Genomic DNA, 15,574 nt, shown 5'->3' with positions numbered 1-15,574 from the left:
CTTATTTGTTTTGACGTGCTAGTTTTTCTAGCTTTTTCCGAATTCTTTGCTGTTTTAGCGGTGATAAATAGTCAATAAAGAGTTTACCATTTAGATGGTCCACTTCGTGCTGTAAACAAATGGCTAATAAATCATGGGCTTCTAGTGTAAACTCATTATTATCACGGTCTAACGCTGTTACTGTCACGCTTTCTGCGCGGGGCACAAAAGCGCGTGATTCTGGTACCGATAGGCAGCCTTCTTCAATACCTGTTTCACCGAATTTGTTGGTGAGCACTGGATTGATAAGGATTAGAGGTTCATTGCGTGTTCCTGACACATCGATAACGACAATACGTTGTAAAATATTGACTTGTACAGCGGCCAAACCAATACCTTCTTCGGCATACATGGTTTCGAGCATGTCATCGATGATGATTTGCGTCGCTGGTGTGATTTCTTGCACAGGTTGAGCAATTTTTTTTAATCGATCATCAGGAAAATGTAAAACTTCTAATATAGCCATGGTACTTTCTTATTTTGAATGGATTCAAATAACGCTTAATTTTGACGTAAAACGTTACAATAATCACTATAAATATAAGCGTTCAAACAACAATTAGGAAAGGATATGTCCATAAAACGTCGTTTGATCTTTGCTTTAGCCGCTATTTTACCCTTTTTAGCGCATGCTGATAGCTTAAACTTAAAAAACCAATACCCGACTGAATACATCGTCAAAGAAGGTGATACGCTTTGGGATATTTCGAGCAAATATTTGCAAAGTCCGTGGTTATGGCCACAGCTATGGGATGCTAATCCTGCGTTAGATGATCCGCATCTTATCTATCCCGGCGATAAACTACAATTAATCTTTGTTGATGGTCAACCCCGTTTAGTCCGTAATCATATACGTAAGCGTATCTTAAAAGTTTCTCCTAAAGCGCGACCTGAATTAAAAGGCAGTCGTGCTATTCCGACGATACCATTAAAATTAATCAATTCTTTTTTAAGTCGTGACTATGTTGCTGGCGATGATAAATTAAAACGGGCTCCAGTGATCTTAGGTAATAATGACGGCAATACCACCTTTATTGTTGGCCACAGTATTTTTGCATCAAGCTCGTTAAAACCGGGTCAATACGGTATTTATCGTCGCGGTCGTACTTATATTGATCCGGTGACGAATGAAAATCTGGGTAACGAAGTCGAGTTTATTGCGATTGCCCGTGTGGTGAATACCGGCACGGAAACCATTCCGGCCAAATTATTGATTTTGAAAAGTACCAAAGAAGCACGTAAAGGTGACCGATTATTGCCGATGCCTGAGCAAGACCGTTTGCCTGTTTACTTTCAACCGCGTAATTTCCAGCTGGCTAGCGATGGTTTGATTGTCGCGGCAGATGAAAAATACAGTGCGATTGGTAAAAATGATGTGGTGATCATAAATCGTGGTTGGCGTGACAACGTTGGTGCTGGTGATGTGTTTGCCGTATTGAAACGTGGTAAAACCATTATTCGTCATGAACAAGATCTAGATTTTGATTATAGTGATCAAATTAATCAATACGATAAACTTTTTTCTGGCAAAAATGAGCTACAGCTCCCAGATGAACGAGTCGGAGAGATGATGGTGTTCAAAGTTTACGATAAAGTTAGCCTTGCGCTCATCACACATAGCTCACAAGTGATTAAGCTTAACGATAAGGTAAGTAACTTATGATAACTAGGGTGTAAGTGTAATTATGGTTAATGAGCATGATAAATATTGGTTAGCGTTATATGACGTCCCGAAAATTGGTGGCAGTCGGGCGCTAAAATTATTGCAAAAAACATCATTAACTAAATTATTTTCTGGTTCAGCGCGGTATCTACACTCTCTTGGTTTAGATACCGCACAGCAACAAGCCGTGCTCAATCCTGACTGGCAGAGTATTGATCGAAACCTACAATGGCTTGCCGCAGAAGATAATCGTTACCTTATTCCTATTACCGCCAGCGATTATCCCATCACCTTGAAAAACATTGCTGCACCACCGTTACTGTTATACGTCGAAGGCAATGTTGAGCTATTATCGAAACCGCAAATCGCCATGGTTGGTACGCGTGCCCCGAGTTATTATGGCAAGCGTCATGCACACAGCTTTGCTGCAGAATTAGTCCAACAGGGATTAGTTATCACCAGTGGGCTCGCGATCGGTATTGATAGTGAGTGTCATCGTAGTGTATTAGCAGCCAAGGGCGAGACGATTGCCGTATTAGGCACAGGTTTAGCCAATGTTTATCCTAAGCGGCATCTACAATTAGCGCAACAGATCCGAGAACAAGGTGCATTAGTGTCTGAGTTTAGTCCTTTTACCCAAGCCAGACCAGAGCACTTTCCCCGTCGCAATCGCATCGTCAGTGGTCTCTCTCTGGGTGTTGTTGTTGTTGAAGCCGCATTAAATAGTGGTTCATTGATTTCTGCACGTTATGCCATTGAACAAGGCCGAGAAGTATTTGCTCTGCCTGGGGCGATTGATAATCCGGCTGCTGCTGGCTGTCATTATCTAATCCAGCAAGGTGCGAAACTCATCACCCAAACAAGTGATATTACCGATGAACTCACATATATAAATGTACGTACGAATTTTGAGCAAACAGACCTGTTCAGCTCTGATCTCGAAACTGTTTCATTGCCAAACCAAACTATCTTAGATAATGTCGGTTATGAAGTAACGACAGCAGATCTAATTGCTGAGCGCAGCCAACAACCTGTTAGCCAGGTATTAACGAGTTTAATGGAACTAGAACTTGATAATTGGGTGAATGCTGTACCTGGTGGTTATGTGAGATCGCAACGGAGGGGCTAATGTTAGATATACTTATTTATCTTTTCGAAAACGTTTATGAACAAAATAAATCTGAGTTCTTAGTTGATCGAGATGACTTACTCGGTGAGTTAATTCAGGCTGGTTTTGTTGAAACTGAAATACATAAAGCCATTACATGGATTGAAAATTTAGTCGAGTTACGCAATGGCGGCGTGCAAACTCACCTGCAAGTATCCAGTATGAATTCGATACGAATTTATACTGAGGCTGAGCAATTCTACATCAACACCGAATGTCGTGGTTTTCTCTTATTTTTAGAACATATTAATGTGCTAAATATTGAAACCAGAGAAATGGCCATCGCACGTTTAATTGAACTGGAGAATACCGATTTGGACCTTGATGACATTAAATGGGTTATTTTAATGGTGTTATTTAATGTGCCAAACGGTGAAAAAGCATATTCGCAGATGGAAGAGCTAGTCCAGGCTAAAAGCCATGTTCACCTGCACTAAAAGTTGGTATTAGCGTGGCTTGCCGATTGAATTTTCATTAATAACTGGCATAATATGTCAGTTTTGTTAATATCCGCCCATCAATTATTTACTTAAAAATTGTTCAAATGTCTAAACATAATGACAAACTATTTACAGTTCATGAACATGCCTTGGAAAAAGAGTACGAGACGTGCCCGCAATGCGGTGCTGAGTTAAGTATTAAAAATGCCAAATCAGGGCCTTTTTTAGGTTGCAATAATTATCCTACTTGTGAGTATTCACGCCCACTATCAAATCAATCACATTTCGAAGATGACAAAGTGCTGGTTGGTTCAGAATGCCCAGAGTGTCAACATGAACTCGTATTGAAACGTGGCCGTTATGGCTTCTTTATTGGTTGTATCCAGTTCCCCACTTGCAATTATATGTCGAAAACAGAAACGCCAGATGAGACCGGCATATCTTGTCCACAATGTGAATCGGGTGATTTACTGCAAAAAAAATCACGTTTCGGAAAGATATTTTATTCTTGTAATAAATACCCTAAGTGTAAATACATTATTAATCTCAAACCAGTTTCAGAAATATGTCCCGAGTGCCACTGGACCATATTAGTGGAAAAGAAAACCAGTAATGGAAAACAACTTATCTGTCCACAGAAACGCTGTGGCTATAAGCGTGCTTTATTAGAATAGTGATTAACACTATCAATTAATTTTAACGATTAAAAATAACTCATACGGAAAGGGAATAATTATGTCTACACCATTTGTTGCAGTATTAATGGGCTCAGATTCAGATTTGCCGGTTATGCAGGGTACACTAAAGGTACTTAAATCATTTGATATTCAGTACGAAGTAAAAGTAACTTCTGCGCATAGAACGCCTGCTGCGACACATCAGTATGTGACAGATGCAGAGAGCCGTGGTTGTGCTGTATTTATCTGTGCTGCTGGCCTAGCTGCACATTTAGCTGGTGCGGTTGCGGGTATCACTACTCATCCTGTTATTGGTGTGCCAATCGACGCGGGCCCGTTACAAGGTATGGACGCTTTATTATCAACAGTGCAAATGCCTGGTGGTGTACCTGTTGCTTGTGTTGCAATCGGGAGTGCGGGAGCTAAGAATGCCGGTTATCTTGCAGCGCAAATGTTAGCAATTGGTAATCCAGAAATGGCGGCTAAAGTTAAAGCTGAGCGTCAAGCTAATGCAGCCATTATTATTGCTAAAGACGAAGCGTTACAAGCTAAATTAAAAGCACTGTAATGACTAATAAACTAGTCTTATAACTGTCGTTATAGAGTAGGAAATGGTAGCGTGATCTACCATTTTTGTTTATGACTATTAATAATAGATATATTACTGTGAATAATTCAACAGCTATTAACAACGCAGTGGCAGCGTTACATACCCAGCAAGTTATTGCTTATCCAACAGAAGCTGTTTTTGGCTTGGGTTGCGATCCGATGAATGAGTTAGCGGTTCAACGCTTATTAACCATTAAACAACGTCCGGTTGAAAAAGGCTTGATCTTAATTGCCGCTAATTTAGCGCAGTTAAATGATTATGTGGATTTAACCCAATTATCTGCAACGCAAATCGACAAGATTAAGCAAACCTGGCCAGGGCCTGCAACTTGGGTTATGCCTGCTAAAGCGCAAGTACCAAAATGGTTAACTGGACAATTCGATAGTATCGCGGTTCGTGTTTCTGCGCATCCGACAGTTCAAGCATTATGCCTCGCTTTTGGCGGGCCAATTACCTCAACCAGTGCGAATTTAACCGGACTTACGCCGTGTATTACTGCCGCGGAAGTGGCGAGTCAATTAGAGTCACTCCTTGGTGCGATTGTTGATGAAGCGGTGGGTGCACTTGCGCAACCAACCACGATCACGGATGCACTTACCGGGAAAATCTACCGTTAGTCATTACTTTTCACTGATCATTTCTATTGACGATAATAGCCTGATCATAGTTTACTAGGTCCTTTCCTTTATCTATCTCATTACAGGAGTTGTGCAGTATGGATCGTTATGCCGTATTTGGTAATCCAATAAACCACAGTAAATCACCTATGATCCACGGCTTATTCGCCAAGCAAACTGCACAGGATCTTAGCTATCAAGCGATCGAAGCACCAATTAATGGCTTTACTACGGCGATGAATGAGTTTTTTGCTCAGGGGGGGAAGGGTTGTAATATTACCGTGCCTTTTAAACAAGAGGCATTTTCATTTGCTCAGCAATTAACACCGCGAGCTCAACTGGCTGGTGCGGTTAATACGCTGGTGCTTACTGCTGATGGCCGTGTTATAGGTGATAATACCGATGGATTTGGTCTGGTGTATGACTTGTTGCAATATACGACTCTCACGAATAAGCGGATCTTATTGTTAGGTGCGGGTGGTGCTGCGCGCGGTGTAATTGGTCCGTTATTAGAACAAGGCGTGCAAGAACTGGTGATAGCTAATCGTACGGATGTCAAAGCGCAGCAGTTGGCGACATTGTTTAATGATAAGGGGGATATTACAGCATGTGGTTTTGGCGCATTAACAGGCGATTTTGATCTTATCATTAACTCTACGTCAGCCAGTTTGTCGGGTTTGGTTCCTGCCATTTCAACTGCATTAGTGAATAAAAACACGATCTGTTATGACATGATGTATAAAGCGGATGCCACAGCATTCAATTTATGGGCTGCCGAACAGGGGGCGGAATTAGTTATCGATGGACTGGGTATGTTGGTTGGTCAGGCGGCTGAAAGCTTTAAAATTTGGCGTGGCGTAATACCGTCGATGCCACCTGTACTTGAAGCATTAAGAAAAACCATTAAATAAATATAATGTTGTTACCCCCTAGGCTTAGAGGGTAGCAGTACTTCTATTACTGGCTATCTGCTATATACTCATTTTTAAGCAGCACATAGTTATCGGCTGATAGCTTTAAGAACGCGATCTCATCATCTGTTAATTTTCTTACTTGTTTTGCTGGGCTGCCTATATAAAGGTAACCACTTACTAATATTTTTCTAGGTGGCACTAAAGTACCAGCACCGATCATGACATCATCTTCAATGATCGCGCCATCAAGTACTATTGCACCCATGCCGATTAGTACGCGATCACCGATAGTGCATGCGTGTAACAGTGCTTTATGACCGACGGTAACATCGTCACCTATAATAAGGGGAATACCATTTGGGTTTGCTGGGCTTTTTCGAGTAACGTGTAATACGCAGCCATCTTGCACATTGGTACGCGCCCCAATGATGATTTTATTTACATCACCACGGGCTGCAACGAGTGGCCATATACTGGCATCTTCGTCTATAGTTATATCTCCGATGAGGACTGCAGACTTATCTACATAAGCTGAGTTGGCTAATTGCGGTAATATTCCTTGGTATTTTCGAAGTGAAGTGCTCATTATCGCCCCTGTATAGTCATTAATGTTAGTCAAATACTCAAATAGCATAGTAAACAACCAAGCTTGAAAGCGCTATATTATTTTTTTAGAAATCACTTGCCAGTAAACGTTAGATCCCTATAATGCATCTCACTGACACGGCGAACGTCGTTCAGTAAGGTGTTAAAAAGCAACTTCGGTTACTTTTTAAACGTCCTGAATAAAGCATGAATATGTGCTTGACTTCAAATCTGGTTTGCGTAGAATACGCAGCCTGACTACGACGCAAGGCGTCAAGGTCAATGCTCTTTAACAATTTATTCAAGCAATCTGTGTGAGCACTTGCAGAGATATAATGACCAAATATTATATCAATGTAATTGTGAACATAAACTTAAATCGAAAGATTTATAGTTTTATAAACAATAGAATTTCGGTTGTATTGTTGAAGTACAGAATTCATTGAGCCGACTTGATAATCACTATCAGTAATGATTTTGGTGATCAGTCAAAAACTTTTAATTGAAGAGTTTGATCATGGCTCAGATTGAACGCTGGCGGTAGGCTTAACACATGCAAGTCGAGCGGAAACGAAGAATAGCTTGCTATTCTGGCGTCGAGCGGCGGACGGGTGAGTAATGCTTGGGAATCTGCCTAGTCGAGGGGGACAACAGTTGGAAACGACTGCTAATACCGCATACGACCTACGGGTGAAAGGGGGCCTCTTCTTGAAAGCTCTCGCGACTAGATGAGCCCAAGTGGGATTAGCTTGTTGGTGAGGTAAGAGCTCACCAAGGCGACGATCCCTAGCTGGTCTGAGAGGATGATCAGCCACACTGGAACTGAGACACGGTCCAGACTCCTACGGGAGGCAGCAGTGGGGAATATTGCACAATGGAGGAAACTCTGATGCAGCCATACCGCGTGTATGAAGAAGGCCTTAGGGTTGTAAAGTACTTTCAGCGAGGAGGAAAGGTGGTGACTTAATACGTTATCACTGTGACGTTACTCGCAGAAGAAGCACCGGCTAACTCCGTGCCAGCAGCCGCGGTAATACGGAGGGTGCGAGCGTTAATCGGAATTACTGGGCGTAAAGCGCATGCAGGCGGTTTGTTAAGCGAGATGTGAAAGCCCCGGGCTCAACCTGGGAACTGCATTTCGAACTGGCAAACTAGAGTTCTTGAGAGGGTGGTAGAATTTCAGGTGTAGCGGTGAAATGCGTAGAGATCTGAAGGAATACCAGTGGCGAAGGCGGCCACCTGGCAAGTAACTGACGCTCAGATGCGAAAGCGTGGGTAGCAAACGGGATTAGATACCCCGGTAGTCCACGCCGTAAACGATGTCTACTCGGAGTTTGGTTCCTTGAGAACTGGGCTCTTAAGCTAACGCATTAAGTAGACCGCCTGGGGAGTACGGCCGCAAGGTTAAAACTCAAATGAATTGACGGGGGCCCGCACAAGCGGTGGAGCATGTGGTTTAATTCGATGCAACGCGAAGAACCTTACCTACTCTTGACATCCATAGAACTTTCCAGAGATGGATTGGTGCCTTCGGGAACTATGAGACAGGTGCTGCATGGCTGTCGTCAGCTCGTGTTGTGAAATGTTGGGTTAAGTCCCGCAACGAGCGCAACCCTTATCCTTATTTGCCAGCACGTAATGGTGGGAACTCTAAGGAGACTGCCGGTGATAAACCGGAGGAAGGTGGGGACGACGTCAAGTCATCATGGCCCTTACGAGTAGGGCTACACACGTGCTACAATGGCGCATACAAAGGGCTGCAAACCAGCAATGGTAAGCGAATCCCACAAAGTGCGTCGTAGTCCGGATTGGGGTCTGCAACTCGACCCCATGAAGTCGGAATCGCTAGTAATCGTGAATCAGAATGTCACGGTGAATACGTTCCCGGGCCTTGTACACACCGCCCGTCACACCATGGGAGTGGGCTGCACCAGAAGTCATTAGCTTAACCTTCGGGAGGGCGATGACCACGGTGTGGTTCATGACTGGGGTGAAGTCGTAACAAGGTAGCCCTAGGGGAACCTGGGGCTGGATCACCTCCTTACGTAAAGTTGTTAATTTTTGTAAGTGCCCACACAAATTGCTTGAATAGAAAGTTGAAAAGCATGTAAGAAATGCGATAGGACTGTAGCTCAGTTGGTTAGAGCGCGCCCCTGATAAGGGTGAGGTCGGTAGTTCAAATCTACTCAGTCCTACCAATCTTCTTACGAACTCTATGATGTGGGGCTATAGCTCAGCTGGGAGAGCGCCTGCCTTGCACGCAGGAGGTCTGCGGTTCGATCCCGCATAGCTCCACCACATCACAGTCGTTAAAAATCAAAGCTAAGCAATCGCTTGTTTATCTTTGCTTTTTAGCAAATTGCTCTTTAAAAATTTGGAAAGCTGAATAAATAAAGAAGTTCTTAAAACACGTTATTGCTTTGGCAATAACAATAGAGTGTTCTTGAGTATTCTTGAGGCGAAAAAAACTAGATAATACCTAGTTATTTCAATTGTACGGTCGACTTTAGATTGTATGGTTAAGTGACTAAGCGTATACGGTGGATGCCTAGGCAGTCAGAGGCGATGAAGGACGTGTTAATCTGCGTTAAGCTGTGGGGAGTTGATAAAAAGCATTGATCCACAGATGTCCGAATGGGGGAACCCACCTTACTTTGTAAGGTATCGTAACGTGAATACATAGCGTTACGAAGCGAACCGGGAGAACTGAAACATCTAAGTACCCCGAGGAAAAGAAATCAATAGAGATACCCTTAGTAGCGGCGAGCGAACGGGGTCTAGCCCTTAAGCAGTTTGGAAGTTAATGGAAGGCTCTGGAAAGTGCCACGATACAGGGTGATAGTCCCGTACATGAAAACGACCTTATTGTGAAATCGAGTAGGACGGCACACGTGATATGCTGTTTGAATATGGGAGGACCATCTTCCAAGGCTAAATACTACTGACTGACCGATAGTGAACCAGTACCGTGAGGGAAAGGCGAAAAGAACCCCTGTGAGGGGAGTGAAATAGAACCTGAAACCGTATACGTACAAGCAGTGGGAGCCTACTTTGTTGGGTGACTGCGTACCTTTTGTATAATGGGTCAACGACTTAATTTCAGTAGCAAGGTTAAGCGAATAGCGGAGCCGTAGGGAAACCGAGTGTTAACTGCGCGAATAGTTGCTGGGATTAGACCCGAAACCCGGTGATCTAGCCATGGGCAGGTTGAAGGTTGAGTAACATCAACTGGAGGACCGAACCGACTAATGTTGAAAAATTAGCGGATGACTTGTGGCTGGGGGTGAAAGGCCAATCAAACCGGGAGATAGCTGGTTCTCCTCGAAAGCTATTTAGGTAGCGCCTCGCGTCTAACTATTGGGGGTAGAGCACTGTTAAGGCTAGGGGGTCATCCCGACTTACCAACCCTTTGCAAACTCCGAATACCAATAAGTTCAATCGCGGGAGACACACGGCGGGTGCTAACGTCCGTCGTGGAAAGGGAAACAACCCAGACCGTCAGCTAAGGTCCCAAAGTGTATGTTAAGTGGGAAACGATGTGGAAAGGCTCAGACAGCCAGGAAGTTGGCTTAGAAGCAGCCATCTTTTAAAGAAAGCGTAATAGCTCACTGGTCGAGTCGGTCTGCGCGGAAGATTTAACGGGGCTAAACATACCACCGAAGCTACGGATGCAAAGACGTGTTCTTTGCATGGTAGAGGAGCGTTCTGTAAGCCGTCGAAGGTGAGTTGAGAAGCTTGCTGGAGGTATCAGAAGTGCGAATGTTGACATGAGTAACGATAATGGGGGTGAAAAACCTCCACGCCGAAAGACCAAGGGTTCCTGTCCAACGTTAATCGGGGCAGGGTGAGTCGACTCCTAAGGCGAGGCCGAAAGGCGTAGTCGATGGAAAACAGGTTAATATTCCTGTACTCACTTATATTGCGATGGGGTGACGGAGAAGGTTAGACTAGCATGGCGATGGTTGTCCATGTTTAAGGTTGTAGGCTGTGTGCTTAGGTAAATCCGGGCGCACTTAAGGCTGAGGACTGATGACGAGTCTCTACGGAGATGAAGTAGTTGATACCCGGCTTCCAGGAAAAACCTCTAAGCTTCAGATATAAGAGAATCGTACCCCAAACCGACACAGGTGGTTAGGTAGAGAATACTAAGGCGCTTGAGAGAACTCGGGTGAAGGAACTAGGCAAAATGGTACCGTAACTTCGGGAGAAGGTACGCCAATGATGGTGAAGGACTTGCTCCGTAAGCTATTGTTGGTCGCAGAGAAATGGTGGCTGCAACTGTTTATTAAAAACACAGCACTGTGCAAAATCGCAAGATGACGTATACGGTGTGACGCCTGCCCGGTGCCGGAAGGTTAATTGATTGGGTTAGACTTAGGTCGAAGCTCATGATCGAAGCCCCGGTAAACGGCGGCCGTAACTATAACGGTCCTAAGGTAGCGAAATTCCTTGTCGGGTAAGTTCCGACCTGCACGAATGGCGTAATGATGGCCACGCTGTCTCCACCCGAGACTCAGTGAAATTGAAATCGCTGTTAAGATGCAGTGTACCCGCGGCTAGACGGAAAGACCCCGTGAACCTTTACTATAGCTTGGCACTGAACATTGAACCTACATGTGTAGGATAGGTGGGAGACTTTGAAGCATTGTCGCTAGATGATGTGGAGTCAACCTTGAAATACCACCCTTGTACGTTTGATGTTCTAACGTAGGCCCCTTATCGGGGTTGCGGACAGTGTCTGGTGGGTAGTTTGACTGGGGCGGTCTCCTCCCAAAGAGTAACGGAGGAGCACGAAGGTTGGCTAAACATGGTTGGACATCATGTGGTTAGTGCAAAGGCATAAGCCAGCTTAACTGCGAGACAGACACGTCGAGCAGGTACGAAAGTAGGTCTTAGTGATCCGGTGGTTCTGAATGGAAGGGCCATCGCTCAACGGATAAAAGGTACTCCGGGGATAACAGGCTGATACCGCCCAAGAGTTCATATCGACGGCGGTGTTTGGCACCTCGATGTCGGCTCATCACATCCTGGGGCTGAAGTTGGTCCCAAGGGTATGGCTGTTCGCCATTTAAAGTGGTACGCGAGCTGGGTTTAGAACGTCGTGAGACAGTTCGGTCCCTATCTGCCGTGGGCGTTTGAGAATTGAGAGGAGCTGCTCCTAGTACGAGAGGACCGGAGTGGACGAACCACTGGTGTTCGGGTTGTCATGCCAATGGCATTGCCCGGTAGCTAAGTTCGGAACTGATAACCGCTGAAAGCATCTAAGCGGGAAGCAGGCCTCGAGATGAGTTCTCACTGGAGCTTTAAGCTCCCTGAAGGGCCGTTGGAGACTACAACGTTGATAGGCAAGGTGTGTAAGTGCTGTGAGGCATTGAGCTAACTTGTACTAATTACCCGTGAGGCTTAACCATACAAATTAAAGTATGATTAATTGAAATATGACTTAAGAATAGATTGAACACTTTATGTTTTAAAGACTTCTTTATTTATAGCTTTTCAGATTAACAATAGAAATTAATTTTCTTATAGAAAGCAAACCAGATTTGCTTGGTGACCATAGTGTTGCGGCCCCACCTGATCCCATCCCGAACTCAGAAGTGAAACGTAATAACGCCGATGGTAGTGTGGGGTCTCCCCATGTGAGAGTAGGGCATTGCCAAGCGCCAAATTAGAGAGAGCCGACATCATTACTGATGTCGGCTTTTTTGTGTCTGTAATTTATGGCTACAGACAATCAAAAACCAACCTACGGCTGGTTTTTGAATTAATAGCTTAGTAATATTAAGTCTATGTTTTTACTTTCTCATATGCCCAGGTGAGCCAAGGCAATAGTAGTTCAATATCATGACTTTCAATCGTCGCGCCACACCAAATCCGTAAGCCTGACGGTGCATCTTTATAGGAATTAATATCGTAGGCTACTTGCTGCTCTGCTAATAACGTGCTGAACTCTTTTAATTCGGCATCGCTCAGCGCTAAACGTAAACATACACTGGTATTCGATCTATATTCAGCTTGCTCGGCAAGAAAATCTATCCATTCATGCTGGCTAACAAAATTAGCTAATATGGCGAGATTGTTTTCAGAACGACTAATAGCAGCGTCAACGCCTCCGATCTTCTTTATCCAGTTTAATGCATCTAAATAATCAGCTACACATAGCATTGACGGCGTGTTAATCGTTGCACCTGTAAAGATCCCTTCAATCAACTGACCATTTTTAGTTAAACGGAAGATCTTAGGTAATGGCCAAGTTGGGGTATAAGACTCTAAACGTTCGACGGCTGCTGGGCTAAGTACGATCATGCCGTGAGCACCTTCCCCACCTAATACCTTTTGCCAACTGAATGTGGTTACATCGAGTTTATCCCATGCCATCGGCATTGCAAATACCGCTGAGGTTGCATCGCAAATCGTTAAGCCTGTGCGTTTATCACTGATCCAGTGAGCATCAGCGATTTTAACACCAGAGGTGGTACCGTTCCAAGTAAACACAATATCATGTTCTGGATTCGTCTTTGCTAAATCAGGCAGTTGGCCATAATCCGCAGTAATTGCATTCACATGGCTAAGTTGTAGTTCATTTTTAATATCGCTGAACCAGCCTTTACCAAATGATTCCCAGTAGCAAACATCAACTGGTCTTGCCCCGAGTAATGACCATAGCATCATCTCCATCGCACCAGTATCAGAAGCTGGGACTATAGCGATACGATAGTCCTCTGGAATTTTTAAGAGTTCTTTGGTTTGTTCAATCGCTTGCTGTAGCGCTGCTTTGCCGATATTAGAACGGTGTGAGCGACCGAGAGTGCTTATATCCAATTGTGCTAATTCATAGCCAGGACGCTTACTGCAAGGGCCAGATGAAAAGTTTGGGTTAAGGGGTTTGTTACTTGGGATCATTCGTTATTCCTTTACTAAAATGCTATCCATGTGAATCGATTATAGCAATCCATTTGTCATCTATGAAGTATTTAAACCTGTGATATTTTATAGTATTTATATGGTGTTAAGGTTTGCTATTCCTGACAAATAAACGTATTTTCAACACAGTTTAAATATATAGGAATTGAACATTATGGCTAAAGGCTTAGACAAACATCAACATAGAAAAGATGAATTAAATTCATTTGGTAAAAATTTAGCGCGACGTGCACGTTCGCATTGCGAAACATGTGATGCATCAGGTGTGAAACTAAATATTTTTGAAGTCGCGCCTATACCGACAACGCCAGATTATGATGATTGTATTTTAATTTGTGATACTTGCAGTGAACAGCTTAATAACCCGAAATGTATTGATGCTGATCATTGGCGTTGTCTAAATAAATCAATGTGGTCTGAAGTTGCTATCGTAAAAGTGGCTGCGATCCGTATGTTACGTCTGCTAGAAAATAAACATGAGTGGGCCGCAGATCTGAATGAAATGGCCTACTTAGAGCCTGAAGTTGAAGAACGTATTAACAAGCTATAACAAATCTCTTGGTATAGTCGGTGAAGTCGTTTGGGTATCTGGATAATTAATGCTATTCTGCGGCTCCATTTTTGTATTGTAGTTAAATTAGAGGTCTTCGATGAGCCGACGTTGTGATGTGATAGTAATTGGTGCCGGTGCCGCAGGATTGATGTGTGCGGCAAGTGCTAGTTATCGAGGTCGCTCAGTATTGGTTCTAGATAATGCCAAGAAAGCCGGTCGTAAAGTACTTATTAGTGGCGGTGGACGTTGTAATTTCACCAATAATGGCCTTTCTATAGATGCATTCATTTGTGCCAATCCACATTTCGTTAAATCAGCATTAAGTCGTTATACCGCGTGGAACTTTATTGATATGGTTGAACGTCATGGTATTGCTTATCATGAACGTGACCATGGCCAATTATTCTGTGATGATTCAGCAAAAGATATCGTTAAGATGTTACATACCGAATGTGATTGGGCCGGTGTTAAGATCCAATTACGCACTGAAATACTATCGATTGAAAAAGCAGAGGATGGTCGTTTTCATTTGCAAACCAGTCAAGGAGCACTTAATTGTGAATCTGTGGTTGTGGCTACGGGCGGGCTCTCTATGCCAAAACTTGGCGCGACGCCTTATGGTTATAAGATCGCAGAACAGTTTGGCCTAAAAGTAAATGCGACGAAAGCAGGTTTGGTTCCGTTTACCTTACAACAGCATGATAAAGATAAATATGCGGAGCTGTCTGGTGTTAGTTTACCTGCGCGTATCACGACAGTATCAGGTGTTAGTTTTAAAGAAGCCCTGTTGTTTACCCATCGAGGACTCTCTGGGCCTTCAGTATTACAGGTATCATCTTATTGGAATGCCGGTGAAGCAATTACTATTAACTTGTTACCTGATACCGAAATAACTGAAATCTTAGCTGGCATGACGGAATCAAGTCCCAACCAAGCGCTTAAAACGGCCTTAGCGCGTGTGTTACCGAAACGTCTTGTGGAGATATTTTATGCTGATGGGTTATTACCTGAATGCACGCTTAAGCAATTACAACATAAAGATCTTCATGATATCTCAACGCTCTTACATAACTGGCAAGTTAAGCCGAATGGCACAGAAGGCTATCGTACCGCAGAAGTGACACTCGGTGGTGTTGATACTGACGAGTTATCATCGAAAACGATGGAAGCTAAAAAAGTCTCTGGTTTATATTTTATTGGTGAAGTTATGGATGTAAGTGGTTGGTTAGGCGGTTATAATTTTCAATGGGCGTGGTCTTCAGGCTGGAGTTGTGGCCAATTTGTATAATTATGTGTAGTGACAATAAAGTTTGCCGCTGCACAAATTAACGCGGCTAATTTAAATATTAACTCGGGCTTAATGAGCCCGAGTTGAGCAGATGTA

Annotated in this window: 12 protein-coding genes, 2 tRNA genes and 3 rRNA genes; 14 read left to right on the top strand and 3 right to left on the bottom strand. The window is 43.7% G+C overall.

Features of this window, described 5'->3' with window-relative positions; genetic code table 11:
• Nucleotide 1: 1 nt before the first annotated feature.
• Nucleotides 2–505 carry a peptide deformylase gene (gene def, locus MORIYA_RS13505; protein ID WP_112715960.1) on the bottom strand — a complete coding sequence of 168 codons (504 nt, stop codon included), beginning with the start codon at nucleotides 503–505 and terminating at the stop codon, nucleotides 2–4.
• A 105-nt stretch (nucleotides 506–610) separates the two neighbouring features.
• On the opposite strand from def, the gene MORIYA_RS13500 reads away from it, so the two are divergent.
• The 7 genes from MORIYA_RS13500 (at nucleotide 611) to aroE (ending at nucleotide 6,125) form a co-directional block, all read left to right on the top strand.
• Nucleotides 611–1,702 carry a LysM peptidoglycan-binding domain-containing protein gene (locus MORIYA_RS13500; protein ID WP_112715958.1) on the top strand — a complete coding sequence of 364 codons (1,092 nt, stop codon included), beginning with the start codon at nucleotides 611–613 and terminating at the stop codon, nucleotides 1,700–1,702.
• 22 nt (nucleotides 1,703–1,724) lie between these two features.
• Nucleotides 1,725–2,831: a DNA-processing protein DprA gene (gene dprA, locus MORIYA_RS13495; RefSeq protein ID WP_112715956.1), complete on the top strand. Its 1,107-nt coding sequence runs from the start codon at nucleotides 1,725–1,727 to the stop codon at nucleotides 2,829–2,831.
• A complete protein-coding gene (locus MORIYA_RS13490; RefSeq protein ID WP_112715954.1) occupies nucleotides 2,831–3,307 on the top strand; it encodes a DUF494 family protein in 477 nt (158 codons plus the stop codon). The genes dprA and MORIYA_RS13490 overlap by 1 nt, the downstream gene beginning before the upstream one ends.
• Nucleotides 3,308–3,414: 107 nt before the next feature.
• Nucleotides 3,415–3,984 (top strand): DNA topoisomerase family protein, encoded by a 570-nt coding sequence (locus tag MORIYA_RS13485; protein WP_112715952.1) that lies wholly within the window; start codon nucleotides 3,415–3,417, stop codon nucleotides 3,982–3,984.
• 61 nt (nucleotides 3,985–4,045) lie between these two features.
• A complete protein-coding gene (purE, locus tag MORIYA_RS13480) occupies nucleotides 4,046–4,555 on the top strand; it encodes a 5-(carboxyamino)imidazole ribonucleotide mutase (protein WP_112715950.1) in 510 nt (169 codons plus the stop codon).
• 71 nt (nucleotides 4,556–4,626) lie between these two features.
• Nucleotides 4,627–5,214, top strand: a complete 588-nt coding sequence (locus MORIYA_RS13475; RefSeq protein WP_112715948.1) for an L-threonylcarbamoyladenylate synthase — start codon at nucleotides 4,627–4,629, stop codon at nucleotides 5,212–5,214.
• Nucleotides 5,215–5,312: 98 nt separating this feature from the next.
• Complete coding sequence (aroE, locus tag MORIYA_RS13470; RefSeq protein WP_112715946.1) at nucleotides 5,313–6,125, top strand: shikimate dehydrogenase; 813 nt, start codon at nucleotides 5,313–5,315, stop codon at nucleotides 6,123–6,125.
• A 46-nt stretch (nucleotides 6,126–6,171) separates the two neighbouring features.
• On the opposite strand, the gene MORIYA_RS13465 is transcribed toward aroE, so the two are convergent.
• Entirely contained in the window at nucleotides 6,172–6,714 is a 543-nt protein-coding gene (locus tag MORIYA_RS13465; RefSeq protein ID WP_112715944.1) for a gamma carbonic anhydrase family protein, read from the bottom strand.
• Between the two features lie 498 nt (nucleotides 6,715–7,212).
• Between MORIYA_RS13465 and MORIYA_RS13460 the strand changes: the two genes are divergently transcribed.
• From MORIYA_RS13460 to rrf, 5 genes are all read left to right on the top strand, one after another.
• A 16S ribosomal RNA gene (locus tag MORIYA_RS13460) occupies nucleotides 7,213–8,757 on the top strand.
• 77 nt (nucleotides 8,758–8,834) lie between these two features.
• Nucleotides 8,835–8,911, top strand: a tRNA-Ile gene (locus MORIYA_RS13455).
• A gap of 24 nt (nucleotides 8,912–8,935) precedes the next feature.
• Nucleotides 8,936–9,011, top strand: a tRNA-Ala gene (locus MORIYA_RS13450).
• Between the two features lie 219 nt (nucleotides 9,012–9,230).
• Nucleotides 9,231–12,124 (top strand): 23S ribosomal RNA (locus tag MORIYA_RS13445).
• 135 nt (nucleotides 12,125–12,259) lie between these two features.
• Nucleotides 12,260–12,375: ribosomal RNA gene (gene rrf, locus MORIYA_RS13440) — 5S ribosomal RNA — on the top strand.
• Together the 16S, 23S and 5S rRNA genes with 2 tRNA genes alongside form the textbook arrangement of a ribosomal RNA operon.
• Nucleotides 12,376–12,500: 125 nt before the next feature.
• Here rrf and MORIYA_RS13435 read toward each other — a convergent pair.
• On the bottom strand, nucleotides 12,501–13,616 hold the full coding sequence (locus MORIYA_RS13435) for a phosphoserine transaminase (protein WP_112715942.1): 1,116 nt from the start codon (nucleotides 13,614–13,616) through the stop codon (nucleotides 12,501–12,503).
• Nucleotides 13,617–13,791: 175 nt separating this feature from the next.
• Between MORIYA_RS13435 and MORIYA_RS13430 the strand changes: the two genes are divergently transcribed.
• The gene (locus MORIYA_RS13430) at nucleotides 13,792–14,187 is read left to right on the top strand and encodes a phnA protein (RefSeq protein WP_112715940.1); all 396 of its coding nucleotides are present in this window, start codon (nucleotides 13,792–13,794) and stop codon (nucleotides 14,185–14,187) included.
• A 100-nt stretch (nucleotides 14,188–14,287) separates the two neighbouring features.
• Nucleotides 14,288–15,478, top strand: coding sequence for a BaiN/RdsA family NAD(P)/FAD-dependent oxidoreductase (locus tag MORIYA_RS13425; protein WP_112715938.1), 1,191 nt, complete (start codon nucleotides 14,288–14,290; stop codon nucleotides 15,476–15,478).
• Nucleotides 15,479–15,574: the final 96 nt, after the last annotated feature.

Origin of the sequence: Moritella yayanosii (assembly GCF_900465055.1) — a bacterium.
Classification (GTDB): Bacteria; Pseudomonadota; Gammaproteobacteria; order Enterobacterales; family Moritellaceae; genus Moritella; species Moritella yayanosii.
Note: the sequence above shows the minus strand (reverse complement) of the source record. Positions and strands in the feature narration are given on the sequence as shown.

Excerpts from the sequence above, each read along its gene's own strand:
- MORIYA_RS13490 (WP_112715954.1), top strand. The coding sequence starts at position 2,831 with ATGTTAGATATACTTATTTATCTTTTCGAAAACGTTTATGAACAAAAT.
- def (WP_112715960.1), bottom strand. The coding sequence starts at position 505 with ATGGCTATATTAGAAGTTTTACATTTTCCTGATGATCGATTAAAAAAA.
- MORIYA_RS13465 (WP_112715944.1), bottom strand. The coding sequence starts at position 6,714 with ATGAGCACTTCACTTCGAAAATACCAAGGAATATTACCGCAATTAGCC.
- MORIYA_RS13425 (WP_112715938.1), top strand. The coding sequence starts at position 14,288 with ATGAGCCGACGTTGTGATGTGATAGTAATTGGTGCCGGTGCCGCAGGA.
- MORIYA_RS13485 (WP_112715952.1), top strand. The coding sequence starts at position 3,415 with ATGTCTAAACATAATGACAAACTATTTACAGTTCATGAACATGCCTTG.
- purE (WP_112715950.1), top strand. The coding sequence starts at position 4,046 with ATGTCTACACCATTTGTTGCAGTATTAATGGGCTCAGATTCAGATTTG.
- aroE (WP_112715946.1), top strand. The coding sequence starts at position 5,313 with ATGGATCGTTATGCCGTATTTGGTAATCCAATAAACCACAGTAAATCA.
- MORIYA_RS13475 (WP_112715948.1), top strand. The coding sequence starts at position 4,627 with ATGACTATTAATAATAGATATATTACTGTGAATAATTCAACAGCTATT.
- dprA (WP_112715956.1), top strand. The coding sequence starts at position 1,725 with ATGGTTAATGAGCATGATAAATATTGGTTAGCGTTATATGACGTCCCG.
- MORIYA_RS13435 (WP_112715942.1), bottom strand. The coding sequence starts at position 13,616 with ATGATCCCAAGTAACAAACCCCTTAACCCAAACTTTTCATCTGGCCCT.
- MORIYA_RS13430 (WP_112715940.1), top strand. The coding sequence starts at position 13,792 with ATGGCTAAAGGCTTAGACAAACATCAACATAGAAAAGATGAATTAAAT.
- MORIYA_RS13500 (WP_112715958.1), top strand. The coding sequence starts at position 611 with ATGTCCATAAAACGTCGTTTGATCTTTGCTTTAGCCGCTATTTTACCC.